The following is a 16,863-nucleotide window of genomic DNA, read 5'->3' as shown; positions in this document are numbered from 1 at the left end:
CCTGGATTGCGTAACAAGGGGTGATCCATGCGCCGACAGCGGCCGCCACTGGGCTACCCTGTAGCTCCAACGCACGTTGTGGGGCGCACCGATGAAGGTTGTGGTTCTTGCTGCATTACTGATGGTGGCGCAGGCGCCTGCTCACGCCCAGCCGCTGCCCGCCGAACTGGCGCAGCTGGGCATCATCGCCGGCATGCCCTATGCCAAGGCCAAGCGCCTGCTGGATGCTGCCGGGTGGCAGCCAGCCGCGGTGGCGGGCGCTGCCGAACCGCTGGAAGGCTTTCCGGAGGTTCGATGCCAGAAGGGCGGCACGCAGTGTGCGACGACCTTCGAAAAGAGCGGCCAGCAGATTGCGGTGCGGGTGGGCATGACCCTGGCCGGGCAGCCGTTCGTGCAGGGTGCCGACTGAGCCTGCGCCGCCGTCATGCCAGCGGCAGGCGGTCCTGCGCGTGCGACAGCCGGTCGTGCAGTTCGCGCACATGTTCGGCCTTGGCATGCACCCGCGTGGTATCGCCGAAGCTGCGCAGATAGGCGCAGGCCGCGAAGCCGGCGCTCTTCTTCTCGTACTCGGCGATCCACGCCAGGCGGTCGGGGTTGCTGGCCTGCTCGGCGGACCAGGCCGCCACCGGCGGCCGGATGCGGTACTTCAAGCCGACCCGCCATGGCTTGGGGGTCAGCCGCGCACGGAAGCAGTGCTGCAGCCGGCACATGCGTGCGTACAGTGCATCGGTGCCGAGGGCCTTGAACAACCCCTGCAGCTGCTCGTCTTCGGGCGGGAATGTCGCGTGCATTGCCAGCAGACGCAGGCCGGCCGGGGTGCGGTAGGCGCGCAGGTGCCAGTCCGGGTGCCGTTCGCTGAAGGCCGCTACCCGCTGCAGCGCGATGCCTTCGGCACCGCCGGCGGCGGCGAGGCGCTGCCGCCGGCGTGCCAGCACTGCCGCGTTGACCAGCAGCAGTGCCACCACGCCCAGCACCAGCCCCACCAGCCAATGCCAGAGCAGGGTGCCGGTGATGGCGCCGGCCAGCAGCACCGCGGCGGCGATGAGGGCCGGCATCACGCAACCGCCCGGCGCAGGCGCGTGGTCGATGTCGGCGAACAACACATCCGGACTGTTGAGGCACAACGCGCCGTAGCTGTTGCGGGTGATCACCACGTCGCCATCGCGCTGCACGATCTGTTCGCGGATCGGCACGCCTTCCACGCCGTAATTGCTGCGCACCTCGCGGCGCGGCAGCGGCTGCCCGGCAACGATGGCGTTGAGTGCCTCGTTGGCGCGGGCATCGGCATGTGCCTGGGCTTCGGCGGGGCCCTCATCGGACCAGCCGAAGCGGCGCACGACCAGCGCGCGGCCACGGAAGCGGGCCTGTACGCGGGCTTCGGCCCAGTAGGCGGGAACGATCATCATGGTGCGTGCTCCGTCATCCGTGGCTGGCTGCCCAGGGGAGTCTGGCATAGCCCAGGGGGCGCCGCATCCACCTGCTGCGGCGGCTCGGGCAGAGTGGTAAATTGCGCGCCTTGCATGCACACCACCAAGGACGGAGCGATGTACATGATTCTGCGCGGCCTGCTGGCCCTGGCCTGTGCCGGGGCGGTAGGCGCGGCACAGGCGGCTGCACCGGCGGGGCCGCAGATCCTCACCGAGGATGTCGGTCGTTTCTATGCAATTTACGATGACGCGGGCGGCAAGCCCAGCGTTGCCCAGTTGCGCGGCTACCTGGCCGAGGGGTCAAGCGGTCTGGCCGAGCTGGCCAAGGCGCGCCGGGTCACCGCAGAGCGCATCGCCGAGGCCATCGCCAACCAGCCGGCGCTGTACGCGCAGGGACGAAACTGCCTGGCCGAGCTGCCGGCGGTGAAGCAGCGCCTGGTGCAGGTGTTCGCCAACCTGCAGGCGATCTACCCGCAGACCGCATTCCCTCCGGTGACCATCGCCGTGGGCCGCGGCCGGCCGGTCGGACTGACCTCGAAAAGTGGCGTGATCATCGGCCTGGAAGCGCTGTGTGCGGCCGATTTCATGAATGCCAACGTGCAGGATCGTTTCGTGCACGTGATCGCGCACGAGTACGTGCACATCCAGCAGACCGGCCTGATCGATTTCGAACCGGGTGACCCGCGCGCGACGGTGCTGCGCATTTCGCTGGGCGAAGGGATTGCCGAGTTCATCACCGAGCTGATCTCCGGCAACGTCGGCAATGGGCGCCACGCCGCGTGGACGCGCGGCCGCGAAGTGCATATCGAAAGCGCATTCGCACTCGACCTGGACAGCACCGACCTGTCGCCGTGGCTGTACAACTACACGCCCGGTTCACAGGAGCCCTACGACCTGGGTTACTGGGTGGGTTACCGCATTGCCAAGGCGTACTACCTGCAGGCCAAGGACAAGCGCGAGGCGGTGCGTGCGCTGGTCCAGCAGGATGACCCGAAGACGATCCTGGCCGCCAGCGGCTGGACGCCGGGTATGTGGATGCCGGCCAAGGTGACCGGTGTGGCGGCGCGCTCGGCTTCGCGATGAAGCGGGCAGGCAGCGCTAGACTGCGGGCCTGGTTTCTTGGAGAACCCGCATGCGTGGATCCATGCTGCTTGCCGCTGCCATCACCGTTGCCATGGCGCTGAGCGCCCCGCTGAAGGCGGCCGAGCCTGCGGTGGTCAATCCGTTACTGCTGAAGCCGGTAGAACAGCTGCGCGCGGACGAGGTGCGTTTCATGCAGCAGCGCCTGGCCGATTGGCCGCAGCTGCAGCGCTATCGTGACGCCAATGCCGCGCTGCCTGCCGCCGTGCCCGGCCACCCGCGCGTGGTGTTCTACGGCGACTCCATCACCGAAGGCTGGGGCAGGGAAGGCAGCGCCTCGTTCTTTCCTGGCAAGGGCTGGCTCAACCGCGGTATCAGTGGCCAGACCACGGCGCAGATGCTGCTGCGTTTCCCACAGGACGTGCTGGCGCTGAAGCCGCAGGTGGTGGTGATCCTGGCCGGCACCAACGACCTTGCCGGCAACACCGGTCCGTCCACGCAGGCGATGATTGAAGACAACCTGCATGCGATGGTGGATCTGGCGCGGGCGCACGGCATCGGCGTTGTGCTGGCCTCGGTGCTGCCGGTCAGCGAGTACCCGTGGATGCCGGGCATCACGCCGGCGCCGAAAGTGCGTGCGTTGAACGATGCATTGAAGCGCTACGCCGAGGCGAAGCAGCTGGTCTATCTGGACTACTACACGCCGATGGCCAATGCAGTCGGCGGCCTCGATCCGCAGCTGGCCGAGGACGGTGTGCATCCGACGGCGCAGGGCTACGCGCGCATGGCGCCGTTGGCAGAAGCGGCCGTCAGCCGCGCACTGAAGCAGAAATAGAAGCGGACAGGCTGGCCTGCAACCACGCGCAGAAGCCGATCACCAGCGGTTCGGCGGCGCTGTCCTCATGCACCAGCCAGCTCCAGCGCGGGCCGCGCACGCGTGCGTCGTCCAGCGCGTGCAGCTGCCCCTGTTGGCAGGCCCGTGCCGCCAGCAGCTCGCTCACCAGGGCAATGCCCAGCCCCTGGCAGGCGGCGTCCAGCAGCTGCCCGGGCTCGGAAAAGTTCATGCCGTCGCGGCGCTGGCCAACGTCGGCGCCGCCCTGCACCTGCCATTGGCTCCAGTCCATCTCGCGCTCGCCGTGCAGGGTGAGGCGCTCATGCACTGGCGTGGCCAGCAGCGCCGGGTGGCAGGCCGGATAGAGGCGATCCTGCAGCAGCACGCGGTGCTGGCAGTGCGCCTGTGAATCGAGGTCATCGCGTACGGCGATGTCCAGGGTCTGCGTGGTCATGTCCGGCGCTTCTTCGCTGGTCAGCAGCCACAGGTCGGCATCGGGATGCAGGCGATGGAACTCTGCCAGGCGCGGCACCAGCCAATGCCGGGCAAAGGCCGGGCTGGTGTTGACGATCAGTTGATTGGGCTTGCGGTACTGATCGAGCCGGCGGATGCCACTGGCCAGCTGCCGCAGCAGGGACTGGGTGGTTTCCAGCAGGTCGATGCCGGCGTCGGTGAGGGTGACGCTGCGGCCCTGGCGGAAGAACAGTGGCTGCTGCAACGAGGCCTCCAGCCCGCGGATCTGCTGGCTGATCGCCGACTGGGTCAGGTGCAGCTCCTCGGCGGCGGCGTGGAAGCTGCCCAGCCGCGCGGCGGCTTCGAAGCCGCGCAGGGCGTTCAGCGGGGGCCAGTGCTTGAGCATTTCAGATAAGCAGAACTGTTCAATTGATGTCTGAATCTATCGTTTGTTCTTATGGGTCGGCAAGCGCAGCATGGCCTGACCCCCAACCCCGTGGAGCCCGTCATGCCTACCCGTCGTCACTTCCTTACCCAGCTGGCCGGTGCGGCCGGGCTTGGCGGCCTGGCGGCACTGGGCCTGGCCGGCCTGCCGGGCCGCGTTGCGGCAGCGGCCCCAGGCGCGGGTGCCTGGCGCATGCCCGACGAACACGGCCCGCAGGAGCGTGTGTTCCTGGCCTTCGCGGCGCAGCCGCGGGTGTGGGGCGCGCAGGCCGATGCGGTGAACAGCGCTGTGGCGCGGCTGGCCCGTACCATCGCCCGCCACCAGCCGGTCAGCGTGCTGTGCCGCCCCGCGCAGCGGAAGCAGGCGCAGGACCGCTGCGGTCGCGACAACATCGAATTCCTGGAGGTGCCGCTGGATGACATCTGGGTGCGCGACTACGGCGGTTGTTTCGTCACCGACGGCCAGGGCGGACTGGGCCTGGTCGATTTCAACTTCAACGGTTGGGGCGGCAAGCAGAGCGCGCGCAACGATGGCGCGGTGGCGCCGTGGCTGGCGCAGGTGACCGGCGCAACGCTGCTGGAGAGTGATCTGGTCGGCGAGGGCGGTGGCATCGAAGTCGACGGCCACGGCACGGCCATTCTCACCGAGAGCTGCTGGGTGAACCGCAACCGCAATCCGGACTGGTCGCGCGCGGATATCGAGGCCGAGCTGAAGCACCACCTCGGCCTGCGCAAGGTGATCTGGTTGCCCGGCATCGCCGGCGAGGACATCACCGACGCACACGTGGATTTCTATGCGCGCTTTGTGCGCCCGGGCGTGGTGATCGCCAACCTCGATAATGATCCGGAGTCCTACGACTACGATCTGACCCGCGAACATCTTGAGATACTGCGCGATGCGACCGACGCCGATGGGCGGCGCCTGCAGGTGCACACGCTGCCGCCGCCGCTGGACGGGCGCGACAACGTGCACACCCGTGACAACGACGATCTGGCGATGGGCTACATCAACTATCTGCCGATCAACGGCGCGGTGGTCGCGCCGCAGTTTGGTGACGATGCCGCCGATGGCCACTGCCGCGAGCTGCTGGAGGATCTGTACCCCGGCCGCGTGATCGAGCAGGTGGATATCGACGCGATTGCCGGCGGCGGTGGCGGCATCCACTGCGTGACCAAGAACATGCCCAGGGTCTGATGCGGCTCAGGCGTCATCCCGCTTCAGCGCCGCATCCGCTGCCAGCAGCGCTTCGGCGGCGGCGCTGAGCGGCGGTGACGGCGGCGCGACCACGCCGATGGCTTCCATCATCGCCGGCATGCCCACGAACTGGCGCGCGCGGCGGTCGTAGATGCCGGTGACCAGCAGCGCACGGGTGGCGATCTTCTGTTCGCGGCCGATCAGCACGCGCTGCTCCATGATGCCGCGCGAGCCGACCCAGCCGACCAGGCGGGTTTCAAGGGTGAAGCGCTGGAACGGCTTCAGCTCGCGGCGGAACTGGATGGTGCCGGCGCCGACGATCGGTGCCCACTTCTCACGCAGCGCCACCCGGCCCAGGCCCATGCGCAGGATCAGGTCCAGCCGGCCCAGATCGAAGATGTTCCAGTAGCGGCCGTTGGTCATGTGCAGGTTGCTGTCCAGGTCGTTGGGCAGCACCCGGAACTGCAGCCGCGAGACCCCGAACGGGGCTTCCAGCTTCGGCCGGAACAGGCTGCACAGCAGCAGGTGGAGCAGGCGGAACCAGAGATTCATGGTTATGACGACTGTTATAGAACGGTCGGTACGCTAGTCTATGACAACTGTCCTGGCAAGGAACCCCGCCGTGAGCCCGCGACCCTCTGACGCCCCGCAACGGGTGATTGATGCTGCGGCACAGATGCTGGCGCGGGTCGGCCTCAACGCGACCAGCATCCGCGAGGTGACCAAGCTGGCCGACGCGCCCCTGGGCTCCACCTACCATCATTTCCCGGGCGGCAAGCAGGAACTGCTGGCACGCGCCACGCACATGGCCGGCGACAAGGTGGAGGCGCTGCTGGTGGAGTTGCTGAAGGGCGGCGCGGCACAGGGCCTGCAGCAGTTCCTGGCGATGTGGCGCGAACGCCTGCTGCGCACGCAGTTCCGTGCCGGTTGCCCGGTGCTGGCGGCTGCCGTGGAAGAGCCGATGGATGCCGCACCGAGCCAGCCACGCGTGGCCGCCGCCGAGGTGTTCGTGCGTTGGCAGAGCCATCTGGTCGCCGCCTTCGTCGCCGAAGGGCACGACCTCGCGACCGCGTCGGGACTGGCCAGCCTGGTGATCGCCAGCGTGGAAGGCGCGGTAGCGATGTGCCGCGCGCTGCAGGACATCGCCCCGTTCGACCAGGTGGCCGCACAGTTGCTGAAGGCTGCCGCGCCTCCCTGATCCGGCCGTATCCGGTAGATCCACGCCACGCGTGGATGAGCGCGTAACGCCCGGTGCTGCCTGATCAATGAAGCTGTGCGCGCTCTCGACGCGGCGCCGCATCGCGATAGAATCCGGCCATCACCGCCTACGCGTGCCCGGCAAGGACGTCCGCATGCAGCATCAGGTTTCCGAGGTCGCTGACCGCGTTGCCTCCCGCCTACGGGTGGCGGCATGAAGAACCCGCGCCATTTTTCCACCAGTGCCTTGAAGCTGCGCAGGAGCCGTGGCAGCGAAGTCGTGCGTGCGCGGCGGCACCTGCAGCAACGCGGCTGGCCGCGGCTGCAGATGGCCCTGATCGTTGCGCTGACCGCAGCTGCCGGGTTCCTCGTCTCGCATCTGCTGCGGCTGGCCGGTGTCGAGGCCATGCCGCTGCGCTACCCACTGGCGGTACTGCTGGCCTACGGTGTGTTCCTGCTGCTGATGTGGATCTGGATCCGTTGGCGCTGGGACAACGTGCTCGATGCGCTGTCGTCGGAGGTGGGCGGAGGCACCCCATCGGCACACGGCAGCGCCGCGCAATCGCCGTGGAGTGATGTCGGCGGCCGTTCCGGTGGTGGCGGTGCGTCTGCCTCGTGGAATGAGTCGGCAGCGCAGAGCGAGGTTGAGGTGAGCGAGGTGCCGCTGGCCGGACTGGTTGAAGACGAAGCCGGGCTGCCCTTGCTGGCCGTCCTCGGCATCGTCGCGCTGGTGGCCGCCGTCCTGCTGGCCAGCGTGTGGATGGTGTGGTCGGCACCGGTACTGATGGCCGAACTGCTGGTGGACGCGGCCATTGCCGGTGGCCTGTACCGGCGCATGCAGGGCATGCAGGAGCAGGGCTGGTGGCGGGTATGCGTGACGCACACGATCTGGCCGTTGCTGGGCCTGCTGCTGTTCTTTGCGATCGTGGGCTGGCTGGCCCAGCAGCGGGTACCGGGCGCGGCCAGCCTGCTGGAAGTGTTCCGCGGGTTGTGACCGCGCCGTGGCGCGGCTCAATCGAAGCGCCAACGCACGCCCGCATAGACGCCACGGCCTTCGCCCGGCGTCGAGCGCGCCACATCCTTGCCCGCATCGTCATAGCCTGGCGTGACCGTGGCGGCGTAGTGACGGTTGCCGAGGTTGCGCATCTCCGCCCACGCCTGCCAGCGGCCATTGGGTGCGTCGTAGCCGATGCGGCTGCCGAAGATCACATGGCTGTCGGCCCAGTAGCTGTTGGCATAGTCCACCGCGATGCGTGAGGCGTATTCGGTGTTCAGCGCGGCGTACAGACCGGACGCGTGATCGAAGCGCAGCTCGGCCTGGTAGCTGTGGCGCGGCAGGCCCGGCAGGCGGTTGCTGCCGAAGCGCGCATCGTGGCGGTAACGGAAGTCGCTGAAGGTGTACGCCTGGCGCAACGACAGGCGTCCCGGCGCGGCCTGCCACAGCGTGCTGTCCAAGCCGGCTTCGATGCCACGGTGCACGGTGGGGCTGGCGTTGTTTTCTGCGATGAACAGGTTCGGCACCGGCTGCAGCTCCACGCTCAGCAGTTCGTGGTTCACATGCGCGTAGTAGCCGGTCAGCTCCCACCGGCCGAGCGCCGCATCGCCACGCGCACCCAGTTCCAGCGTGGTGGCGGTCTGGTTCTGCATCGGCACCGGCGCGCGCTGGCGGCCCGTGGACGGGCCATTGCCCGGCCCGAAATACTGGTTCGAACCCCAGATCATCGACCACGGATGCGGCGCTTCCACCGAGCGGCTGAGGTTGCCGAACCACTGCGTCTGCGCGCTGTGCTGCCAGGTGAAGCCCAGTCGCGGCGCGTAGTCCCAGTCATGATCGCGCAGGCGGCCGCCGCTGCTCGGCCAGGTCACCTGCACATCGCGACGGGTGTTGATCAGCGCCAGCCCGGTCTGCATGCGCAGGCGGTCGTTCAAGGCGAGGGTGTTGCTGACGTGCAGCGTGCTGTCGGTGCCGTGGTGGCGGAACTCACGCGTGCGCGTGCCGGCGGCATAGCCGTTGCTGGCAAAGCGCAGCGACTCGCGCACGTCGGCATCCAGATCGTGGGTGACGCGCAGGCCGATCGTGGTGTCGCTGTCCAGCCCGAACAGCGTGTGGTGATGGCGGTAGTCCAGCGTGGCGTTGAGGTTGGCGTAGTCCAGCTGCTGGCGGTACAGGCTTTCGTTCAGGTCCATCGGATATTTGTGATAGACCAGCCCGGCCTGCAGCGACGAATCCTCATCGATCTGCAGCGTGGTGACATTGCCCAGCCAGGTGCTGCCCGGCTGCGGGCGGCGCGCATCGATGGCCAGGTTGGCCGGATTGGCCGCACGCGGATCGTTGCGGATCTGGTCGCGGGTCAGGCGCCCAGGTGTTTCGTGATTGGTTTCGCGGTAGCGCACGAAGAAGCGCGTCTGCAGATCGGGCGTGATCTGCCATCCCACATTGGCCATTGCCCCCTTGCCGTCGCCGCGCGCGTGGCGCTGGTAGCCGTCGAACTCGGTGTCGGTGTAGGCCAGGAAATAGTCGACATCACCGCTGACGCCGCCCCAGCTCAGGCCACGCTTCTGGTAGCCACGGCTGCCGGCTTCGTAGTGCAGCTGCACACCCGCCGAATCACGGCCGCTGCGGCTGACGTAGTCGATGGCGCCGCCGAGCGCGAGCGCGCCGCGTTCGAACCCATTGGCCCCTCGCAGCACTTCCACGCGCGACAGCCACAGCGGTTCCAGCAGTTCGTAGGGCGTGCCACCCGGACCGGTCAGCGGCAGGCCGTCGATCGACACCGCGATGCCCGACGCATGCGCACCCGGGCCGCGATTGATGCCTGAGCCGCGGATCGAGACTTTGGTGCCCTCGTTGCCTGGCGACTGCGCGCTGATGCCCGGCTGGTAGGCCAGCACATCGGCGCTGCTGGACAGGCGGCTATCGGCCTTGGCCACGTCGATGACATTGCTGGCGCCAGGCACGCGCTTCATCTCCGCGCGTGCCTGCGCACTGGCATCGGCGGCGGTGACCTGCACGGCATCGAGGGTGGTGGCCTGTGGGGCGGCCTGGGCAGTGACGGCCAGGCTGAAGGAAACGGCCAGGAACAGCAGCGACGGGGTGGGGCGGTGAGACGGGAGCGACATGCGAAATGCTGTAAACCACAAAAGTGGCGCGCAAGTTAACAGGTCGGGCACCCCACGTCACCCACCGGCAGCGTATGGCCGCCCACGCGCTTCGTAGAGTCGAGCTTGCTCGACTATCGCGCGCACTGCGGGTTTCTACGATCGCACCTGGGAGCAGTCGAGCAAGCTCGACTCTACAATCGGTTTACGGCGAAGGCTTCGCCAGCGCCTTCGACTTCGCATACAGCCGCTCGGCGGCTTCCTTCTCACCCAGCGCGGCATGGCACTCGGCCAGACTGTCCCACGCATTGGCCGATTGCGGATACAGCTCGGTGTTGAGTGTGAACACCTTCAACGCGCTGCGCGCGCCGAGGCTCGCGAGGATGGCGTAGCCGTCGCTGTTGATCGCCCGCTCCAGTTCGCTGGCCGCGATGCCGCTGCTGTCGCGCAACCACGCGCGCAGGGCGGGTACAGCGCCTGCATCATCATCCAGCGCATAAGCGATCAACCGCTCAGACAGCACCGCATGCGGGAATTCCCCGGTGCGGCCACCGCCATCGTGCTTTCCACCAATGTGCTCGACCACACATTGCGCGCACTGCCATTGGTCAGGTAGACGAATACCCAGTAGCCACTGTCCAGCGTGCCCTTGTAGGCCAGCCGCGCACGCACACGGGTGCCGCCATCGTGGCCGACCTGGGTGTAGCCATCGCTGCGGGTGGTGTCCCAGCCGGTGGAAAAGAAATTGCTGCCGCCGCCGCTCAGCGTCTGTGGCTGCCAGAGCGTTTCCAGCGTGGCCGTGCGCAGCAGCTTGCCGGTCGCCAGCGCCTGCAGGAAGCGGTTCATGTCGCCCACGGTGGTCTGCAGGTCGGCATGGCCCCAACCGTAGCTCGGCCACGGGTCTTCATTGGCGGGCTGCAATGCGCCGTCCTTGCCGATGTACGGCACCGCCGCGCGCTGGGCCGGTACGCTGGCCACGCCCCACGAGGTGCTGGTCATCTTCAGCGGCTGCAGGATGCGCTCGCGCGCGATGGCCGGGTAGGGTTTGCGGTAGTGCGCTTCCAGCAACGCCGTCAGCACCAGGTAGTTGGCCTGGGTGTACTGCACGCGGCTACCGGTGGCGAACTGCATCGGCGCGGCGGCGGCCACCTTCAGCGCGGCCGCAAGATCCGGCGCGACACCACTGTAGCCCTTGCTCACCCAGCGATTGTCGACCCGGTCGTAGTACTCGCCGATGCCCGAACTATGGTTGAGGAAGTCACGCACCGGGATCGCCTGCCACGGGGCCGGCAGGTCCGGTACGTAGCGACTGGCTGGCGCATCCAGATCCACTTTGCCCTGATCGACCAGCTGCATCACCAGCGTGCTGGTCAGCAGCTTGGCCATCGACTGCGCTGTGAAAATGGAATCGACGGTGGCAAGTGCATGGCTAGCGGGATCACGATCGCCGCTGGCGCGTTGGTACAGCACCTGTCCGTTGTGGGCGACCAGCACCGCTTGCCCGGCGATGCCGTAGCGTTCGCGATTGGTCTGCAGTTGTGTGTCGAACCGGGTGGCCACGCCGGATGGGGCTGAGAATGCGACGCCCGGAAGCAGGCACAGCAGGGCAACGCTATGGCGAAGCAGTCGGTTCATGACGGATCAACCCAAGGGTGAGGCCGCACTATGGAAACTCCATCGTGGCCCGGTCAAGGGCCATCGGTGGGTGGGGGCGATGCCGGCCAGCGGCCGGCACTACCACGCGTTCGCTGACCGGCAACCGTGGATCAGCCGAGAATGGCCGGCAGAACCCGGTGTTTCCGGTAGTGCCGGCCGCTGGCCAGCAACCCCGTATCAGCCGAGAATTCCCGGCAGATCCAGCTCCTTCTCCTTCGCGCACTCAATCGCGATCTCATAGCCGGCATCGGCATGGCGCATCACGCCGGTGGCCGGGTCGTTCCACAGCACGCGACCAATCCGCTTCGCCGCCGCTTCGGTGCCATCGCACACGATCACCATGCCGGCATGCTGCGAGAAGCCCATGCCGACGCCGCCGCCGTGGTGCAGCGACACCCAGGTCGCGCCGCTGGCGGTGTTGAGCAGGGCGTTCAACAGCGGCCAGTCGGACACTGCATCGGAACCATCGGCCATCGCCTCGGTTTCGCGGTTCGGCGACGCCACGCTGCCGCTGTCCAGGTGGTCGCGGCCGATCACCACCGGCGCCTTCAGTTCACCGTTGGCGACCATCTCGTTGAAAGCCAGGCCGAGTCGATCACGGTCGCCCAGGCCGACCCAGCAGATGCGTGCCGGCAGGCCCTGGAACTTGATCTTCTCGGCGGCCATGTCCAGCCAGCGGTGCAGGTGCGGATTGTCCGGAATCAGTTCCTTGACCTTGGCATCGGTCTTGGCGATGTCTTCCGGATCGCCGCTCAGCGCCGCCCAGCGGAACGGGCCGATGCCGCGGCAGAACAGCGGGCGGATGTAGGCCGGCACGAAACCAGGGAAGTCGAACGCGTTCTCCACGCCTTCTTCCAGCGCCATCTGCCGCAGGTTGTTGCCGTAGTCCACGGTCGGCACGCCCAGCGCGTGGAAGCCGAGCATGGCGCGGATGTGGTTGGCCATCGAGGCTCGCGCGGCCTTCTCCACTTCCTTCGGCGCAGATGCACGCTTGTCGTCCCATTGCTCGACGGTCCAGCCCTGCGGCAGGTAGCCGTTCACCGGATCGTGGGCGGAGGTCTGATCGGTCAGCAGGTCCGGCTTCACGCCGCGCTTCAGCAGTTCGGCCAGCACGTCGGCCACGTTGCCCAGCAGGCCCACCGACTTCGGCGTGCCGGCCTTGCACGACTCGTCGATCAGGCGCAGCGCTTCGTCCAGGTTGTCGGTCCAGGTGTCCAGGTAGCCAGTGCGCAGGCGCATGTCGATGCTGCTCTTGCGGCATTCGACAGCGAGGCATGAGGCACCGGCCATCACTGCGGCCAGCGGCTGTGCGCCACCCATGCCGCCCAGACCGCCGGTAAACAGCCACTTGCCGGTCAGGTCGCCGCCGAAGTGCTGGCGGCCCATTTCCACGAAGGTCTCGTAGGTGCCCTGCACGATGCCCTGTGCGCCGATGTAGATCCAACTGCCGGCGGTCATCTGGCCGTACATGGCCAGGCCCTTCTTATCCAGTTCGTTGAAGTGGTCCCAGTTGGCCCAGCGCGGCACCAGGTTGGAGTTGGCGATCAGCACGCGTGGCGCATCGGCATGGGTGCGGAACACGCCCACCGGTTTGCCCGACTGCACCAGCAATGTCTGGTCATCGTCCAGGCGCTTGAGCGTTTCGACGATCGCATCGAAGCTCTCCCAGTCGCGCGCGGCGCGGCCGATGCCGCCGTACACCACCAGTTCCTGCGGCCGCTCGGCCACGTCCGGGTGCAGGTTGTTCATCAGCATGCGCAGCGGCGCTTCGGTCAGCCAGCTCTTGGCGTTGAGCGTGGTGCCGGTCGGCGCGGCGATGGTGCGGGACGGGTCGTTGCGGGTCATGCGGCGCTCCGGTTCGTAGCGAATTCAAGGCAGGCGTTGAGCACCTGCGCCAGGGTATGGCGCAGCGGTGCGGCGTGGTCAGGGTCGAGCGGGGTGGGCCAGCTGTGTTCGTCCACCTGGTCGGGCAGCGGCTCGTGCATGTAGCCGCGGCAGGCCAGCTCCATCTGCAGCGTATGTACGCCGCCGGCGATGTTGCTGTAGTGGCGGGTGATCCAGCCGCCCTTGAAGCGGCCGTTGCGCACCTGGCTCATGCCACTGATCCTGAGCAGGTTCTCCACCACATCGCTCAATGCGTTGTCGCAGGAGGTGTCTGGTGCTCCGGACGGGCCGGCGGTACCCAGGTTGAACTGCGGCAGCTCGCCATCGAAAAGATGCGGAATATGCGAGCGGATCGAATGCGCGTCGTACACCACCACGGTGCCGTGGCGTGCACGCAGGCGGGTGATCTGTGCGGCCAGTGCGTCGTGGTAGGGCAGGAAATACGTGTCGCGGCGCCGCGCGATCTCGGCGTCATCCGGTTCGCGCCCGGCGTGGTATAGCGGCTGGTTGTCGAAGGTGGTCAGCGGGCACAGGCCGGTGGTGTTCTGGCCCGGATACAGCGAGACCCCGCTGGGATCGCGGTTGAGGTCGATCACCGAACGCGAGATCGCCGAACGCACCGTGGTCGCGCCCATACCGCGCACGAAATCGTACAGCTCGTGCACCCACCAGTCGGCATCGCGGCGCGCCAGCCACGGCGAATGGTAGTGGCCGATCAGGTCGTGCGGCAGCTCGCTGCCGGTATGCGGGAAGCTGACGATCAACGGGGCATCGCCCTCGTGCACCGTCAGCCATTCGGGAAGGGCATTCATGCCTGCGGTTCCACGGTCGGCAGCAGTTCGGCAAGACCGTGTGCCAGCGCGCCGCTGCGCACCAGATTCGTGGCGGTCACCATGTCCGGATGGAAGTAGCGGTCTTCTTCCAGCGTTGGCACCTGCGCACGCAGGGCGGCGCGCACGGATTCCAGCGCGGCACTGGAGCGCAGCGGCGCATGGAAGTCGCAGCCCTGCGCGGCGGCCAGCAGCTCGATGCCGATCACGTTGGCGGCGTTCTCGGCCATCTGCATCAAACGGCGCGCGCCGTGTGCGGCCATCGACACGTGGTCTTCCTGGTTGGCTGAAGTCGGGATCGAATCGACGCTGGCCGGGTAGGCGCGCTGCTTGTTCTCCGAGACCAGTGCCGCGGCGGTCACCTGCGGAATCATGAAACCGGAATTCAGGCCCGGGCGCGGGGTCAGGAAGGCCGGCAGGCCGGACAGCGCCGGGTCCACCAGCATCGCCAGGCGGCGCTCGCTGATCGAACCGATCTCGCACACCGCCATCGCCAGCATGTCGGCGGCGAAGGCCACCGGTTCGGCGTGGAAGTTGCCGCCGGACAGCGCTTCGCCGGTATCGGTGAACACCAGCGGATTGTCGGACACGCCGTTGGCTTCGATTTCCAGCGTGGTTGCGGCCTGGCGCAGGATGTCCAGCGCCGCGCCCATCACCTGAGGCTGGCAGCGCAGGCAGTACGGGTCCTGCACGCGCACGTCGTTGTTGCGGTGCGATTCGCGGATGTCCGAGCCCTGCATCAGGGTACGCAGGGTCGCGGCGGTGGCGATCTGCCCGCGCTGGCCACGGATGGCATGGATACGCGGATCGAACGGGGTGTCCGAGCCCTTGGCCGCTTCCACCGATAGTGCCCCGGTCACCAGCGCAGCCTGGAACACGGTCTCGATCTCGAACAGGCCGGCCAGCGCATAGGCGGTGGAGAACTGGGTGCCGTTGAGCAGCGCCAGGCCTTCCTTCGCGCCCAGCTCGATCGGCTGCAGGCCGGCACGCGCCAGTGCGTCGGTTGCCGGCAGGCGTTCGTCACCGATGAAGGCTTCGCCGACGCCCAGCATCACGCTGGCCAGATGCGAGAGCGGCGCGAGGTCGCCCGAGGCACCCACCGAACCCTGCGCCGGCACCACCGGCAGCACGCCCTTGACCAGCATCGCTTCGAGCAGCAGCAGGGTTTCCTCGCGGATGCCCGAAGCACCCTGCGCCAGGCTGACCAGCTTCAGCGCCATCATCAAGCGCACCACGCTGGCCGGCATCGGCTCGCCCACGCCGGCTGCATGCGAGAGCACGATATTGCGCTGCAGGGTGGCCAGGTCCTCGCGCTCGATGCGCACGCTGGCCAGCTTGCCGAAGCCGGTGTTGATGCCATACACCGGTGCGCCCTTGGCGACGATGGCAGCGACGGCGGCGGCGCTGGCGCGCACCACCGGCAGTGCGGCCGGGTCCAGTGCCAGCGGCGCGCCGCGATAGACCTGCCGCCATTGGGCGAGAGTGACATGGCCGGGACGAAGAACCAGGGTGTTGCTCATGTGTTGCTCCAGGAGGCAGGCAGGTCGGGCTGCCCGCGCACCACGCGCGCGTGCAGCGGGTTGAATCCAATGCGATAGACCAGATCGGCGGGGGCGTCGATGTCCCAGATCGCCAGGTCGCAGTCCATGCCGACAGCGAGGCGGCCGATGCGCTCGCCATGGCCCAGCGCGCGCGCCGCTTCACGGGTGAAGCCGGCGATGCACTCGTCCACGGTCAGGCGGAACAGAGTGGCGCCCATGTTCATCGCCAGCAGCGGGCTGGTCAGCGGCGAGGTGCCCGGGTTGCTGTCGGTGGCCAGTGCCAACGGCACGCCGGCCGCACGCAGCGCGGCAATCGGCGGCAGGGTGGTATCGCGGGTGAAATAGAATGCGCCCGGCAGCAGCACGGCGACGGTGCCGGCGGCAGCCATCGCGGCGATGCCGGTGTCATCCAGATGTTCGATATGGTCGGCCGACAGCGCGCCGAAACCCGCGGCCAGTTCGGCGCCGTGCTGGTTGCTCAGCTGTTCGGCATGGATCTTCACCGCCAGTCCGTTCGCGCGTGCGGCCTCGAACACCTGCCGCGCCTGCGCGGGCGAAAAGGCGATGTTCTCGCAGAACACGTCCACCGCTTCGGCCAGGCCTTCGGCGGCAATGGCCGGAATCATCACCTCACACACCTCGTCGGTGTACTCCTGCGCCTCGCGGCCTGGCGGAATCGCGTGCGCGCCGAGGAAGGTGGTCACCACGTTGACCCGGCATTCCTCGCCCAATGCGCGTGCGACCTGCAACTGCTTGCGTTCGTCGGCCAGGGTCAGGCCGTAGCCGGACTTGATCTCGATCGTGGTCACGCCTTCGGCGCGCATCGCCAGCAGGCGCGGGCGGCTTTCGCCGGCCAGCTGCTCGGGTGTGGCGGCGCCGGTGGCACGCACGGTGGAGACGATGCCACCGCCGGCGCGGGCGATCTCGGCATAGCTGACGCCCTGCAGGCGTTGCTCGAACTCGTTGGCGCGGTTGCCGGCGTAGACCAGGTGGGTGTGGCAGTCGATCAGGCCCGGCGAGATCCAGCGCCCTTCACCGTCGATGCGGGTGGTCGGCTGCAGGTGCGCATCGCTGCCGGCGGCGCCGACGTGGACGATGCGGCCCTCGCTGCAGGCCAGTACGCCATCGCGGATGACACCCAGGCCCTCGCCATCGAGGGTGATCAGGTGGACGTTGGACCAGAGGGTATCGACGTGCATGGCATCCACAACGCGGCTGTGCTTAT

14 protein-coding genes and 1 pseudogene are annotated in these 16,863 nt (G+C 67.8%); 6 read left to right on the top strand and 9 right to left on the bottom strand.

Annotated features, from left to right (window positions below; translation table 11 throughout):
- Nucleotides 1-91 precede the first annotated feature (91 nt).
- Complete coding sequence (locus N4G47_RS11665; RefSeq protein ID WP_249843588.1) at nucleotides 92-409, top strand: hypothetical protein; 318 nt, start codon at nucleotides 92-94, stop codon at nucleotides 407-409.
- Nucleotides 410-422: 13 nt separating this feature from the next.
- On the opposite strand, the gene N4G47_RS11660 is transcribed toward N4G47_RS11665, so the two are convergent.
- Nucleotides 423-1,406 carry a hypothetical protein gene (locus N4G47_RS11660; protein ID WP_475287289.1) on the bottom strand — a complete coding sequence of 328 codons (984 nt, stop codon included), beginning with the start codon at nucleotides 1,404-1,406 and terminating at the stop codon, nucleotides 423-425.
- A 138-nt stretch (nucleotides 1,407-1,544) separates the two neighbouring features.
- Between N4G47_RS11660 and N4G47_RS11655 the strand changes: the two genes are divergently transcribed.
- Both N4G47_RS11655 and N4G47_RS11650 read left to right on the top strand, forming a co-directional pair.
- Complete coding sequence (locus tag N4G47_RS11655; protein WP_475287287.1) at nucleotides 1,545-2,510, top strand: DUF2268 domain-containing putative Zn-dependent protease; 966 nt, start codon at nucleotides 1,545-1,547, stop codon at nucleotides 2,508-2,510.
- A gap of 49 nt (nucleotides 2,511-2,559) precedes the next feature.
- On the top strand, nucleotides 2,560-3,342 hold the full coding sequence (locus tag N4G47_RS11650) for an SGNH/GDSL hydrolase family protein (protein ID WP_475287285.1): 783 nt from the start codon (nucleotides 2,560-2,562) through the stop codon (nucleotides 3,340-3,342).
- On the opposite strand, the gene N4G47_RS11645 is transcribed toward N4G47_RS11650, so the two are convergent.
- On the bottom strand, nucleotides 3,317-4,198 hold the full coding sequence (locus tag N4G47_RS11645; RefSeq protein WP_475287283.1) for a LysR family transcriptional regulator: 882 nt from the start codon (nucleotides 4,196-4,198) through the stop codon (nucleotides 3,317-3,319). The genes N4G47_RS11650 and N4G47_RS11645 overlap by 26 nt on opposite strands.
- A 102-nt stretch (nucleotides 4,199-4,300) precedes the next feature.
- Here N4G47_RS11645 and N4G47_RS11640 point away from each other — a divergent pair, with 102 nt between their 5' ends.
- Nucleotides 4,301-5,431 carry an agmatine deiminase family protein gene (locus N4G47_RS11640; RefSeq protein WP_475287281.1) on the top strand — a complete coding sequence of 377 codons (1,131 nt, stop codon included), beginning with the start codon at nucleotides 4,301-4,303 and terminating at the stop codon, nucleotides 5,429-5,431.
- Between the two features lie 6 nt (nucleotides 5,432-5,437).
- Here N4G47_RS11640 and N4G47_RS11635 read toward each other — a convergent pair whose 3' ends face one another.
- On the bottom strand, nucleotides 5,438-5,983 hold the full coding sequence (locus N4G47_RS11635; RefSeq protein WP_475287279.1) for a thioesterase family protein: 546 nt from the start codon (nucleotides 5,981-5,983) through the stop codon (nucleotides 5,438-5,440).
- A 70-nt stretch (nucleotides 5,984-6,053) separates the two neighbouring features.
- Here N4G47_RS11635 and N4G47_RS11630 point away from each other — a divergent pair, with 70 nt between their 5' ends.
- Nucleotides 6,054-6,629 (top strand): TetR/AcrR family transcriptional regulator, encoded by a 576-nt coding sequence (locus tag N4G47_RS11630; RefSeq protein WP_475287277.1) that lies wholly within the window; start codon nucleotides 6,054-6,056, stop codon nucleotides 6,627-6,629.
- A 213-nt stretch (nucleotides 6,630-6,842) separates the two neighbouring features.
- Complete coding sequence (locus N4G47_RS11625; RefSeq protein ID WP_475287275.1) at nucleotides 6,843-7,622, top strand: hypothetical protein; 780 nt, start codon at nucleotides 6,843-6,845, stop codon at nucleotides 7,620-7,622.
- 17 nt (nucleotides 7,623-7,639) lie between these two features.
- Here the strand turns inward: N4G47_RS11625 and N4G47_RS11620 are convergent, their stop codons facing one another.
- The 6 genes and pseudogenes from N4G47_RS11620 to hutI all read right to left on the bottom strand — a co-directional run bounded on the left by N4G47_RS11620 (nucleotide 7,640) and on the right by hutI (nucleotide 16,837).
- Complete coding sequence (locus tag N4G47_RS11620) at nucleotides 7,640-9,748, bottom strand: TonB-dependent receptor family protein (RefSeq protein WP_475287273.1); 2,109 nt, start codon at nucleotides 9,746-9,748, stop codon at nucleotides 7,640-7,642.
- Nucleotides 9,749-9,932: 184 nt separating this feature from the next.
- Nucleotides 9,933-11,362: pseudogene (locus N4G47_RS11615) on the bottom strand (serine hydrolase).
- Nucleotides 11,363-11,560: 198 nt separating this feature from the next.
- Nucleotides 11,561-13,228 carry a urocanate hydratase gene (hutU, locus tag N4G47_RS11610; protein ID WP_475287271.1) on the bottom strand — a complete coding sequence of 556 codons (1,668 nt, stop codon included), beginning with the start codon at nucleotides 13,226-13,228 and terminating at the stop codon, nucleotides 11,561-11,563.
- Nucleotides 13,225-14,079 (bottom strand): N-formylglutamate deformylase, encoded by an 855-nt coding sequence (gene hutG, locus N4G47_RS11605; RefSeq protein WP_475287269.1) that lies wholly within the window; start codon nucleotides 14,077-14,079, stop codon nucleotides 13,225-13,227. Before hutG ends, hutU begins: the two co-directional genes overlap by 4 nt.
- Nucleotides 14,076-15,617: a histidine ammonia-lyase gene (gene hutH / locus N4G47_RS11600; RefSeq protein ID WP_475287267.1), complete on the bottom strand. Its 1,542-nt coding sequence runs from the start codon at nucleotides 15,615-15,617 to the stop codon at nucleotides 14,076-14,078. Before hutH ends, hutG begins: the two co-directional genes overlap by 4 nt.
- Nucleotides 15,614-16,837: an imidazolonepropionase gene (gene hutI / locus N4G47_RS11595; RefSeq protein ID WP_475287265.1), complete on the bottom strand. Its 1,224-nt coding sequence runs from the start codon at nucleotides 16,835-16,837 to the stop codon at nucleotides 15,614-15,616. Before hutI ends, hutH begins: the two co-directional genes overlap by 4 nt.
- Nucleotides 16,838-16,863 lie beyond the last annotated feature (26 nt).

Source organism: Stenotrophomonas sp. GSD10 (genome assembly GCF_056172695.1).
The sequence above is the reverse complement of the archived record's forward strand: the minus strand, read 5'-3'. Positions and strand labels throughout refer to the sequence as shown.

Coding starts and splice junctions, on each gene's coding strand:
- N4G47_RS11665 (WP_249843588.1), top strand. CDS start 92: ATGAAGGTTGTGGTTCTTGCTGCATTACTGATGGTGGCGCAGGCGCCT.
- N4G47_RS11660 (WP_475287289.1), bottom strand. CDS start 1,406: ATGATGATCGTTCCCGCCTACTGGGCCGAAGCCCGCGTACAGGCCCGC.
- N4G47_RS11655 (WP_475287287.1), top strand. CDS start 1,545: ATGTACATGATTCTGCGCGGCCTGCTGGCCCTGGCCTGTGCCGGGGCG.
- N4G47_RS11650 (WP_475287285.1), top strand. CDS start 2,560: ATGCGTGGATCCATGCTGCTTGCCGCTGCCATCACCGTTGCCATGGCG.
- N4G47_RS11645 (WP_475287283.1), bottom strand. CDS start 4,198: ATGCTCAAGCACTGGCCCCCGCTGAACGCCCTGCGCGGCTTCGAAGCC.
- N4G47_RS11640 (WP_475287281.1), top strand. CDS start 4,301: ATGCCTACCCGTCGTCACTTCCTTACCCAGCTGGCCGGTGCGGCCGGG.
- N4G47_RS11635 (WP_475287279.1), bottom strand. CDS start 5,983: ATGAATCTCTGGTTCCGCCTGCTCCACCTGCTGCTGTGCAGCCTGTTC.
- N4G47_RS11625 (WP_475287275.1), top strand. CDS start 6,843: ATGAAGAACCCGCGCCATTTTTCCACCAGTGCCTTGAAGCTGCGCAGG.
- N4G47_RS11620 (WP_475287273.1), bottom strand. CDS start 9,748: ATGTCGCTCCCGTCTCACCGCCCCACCCCGTCGCTGCTGTTCCTGGCC.
- hutU (WP_475287271.1), bottom strand. CDS start 13,228: ATGACCCGCAACGACCCGTCCCGCACCATCGCCGCGCCGACCGGCACC.
- hutG (WP_475287269.1), bottom strand. CDS start 14,079: ATGAATGCCCTTCCCGAATGGCTGACGGTGCACGAGGGCGATGCCCCG.
- hutH (WP_475287267.1), bottom strand. CDS start 15,617: ATGAGCAACACCCTGGTTCTTCGTCCCGGCCATGTCACTCTCGCCCAA.
- hutI (WP_475287265.1), bottom strand. CDS start 16,837: ATGCACGTCGATACCCTCTGGTCCAACGTCCACCTGATCACCCTCGAT.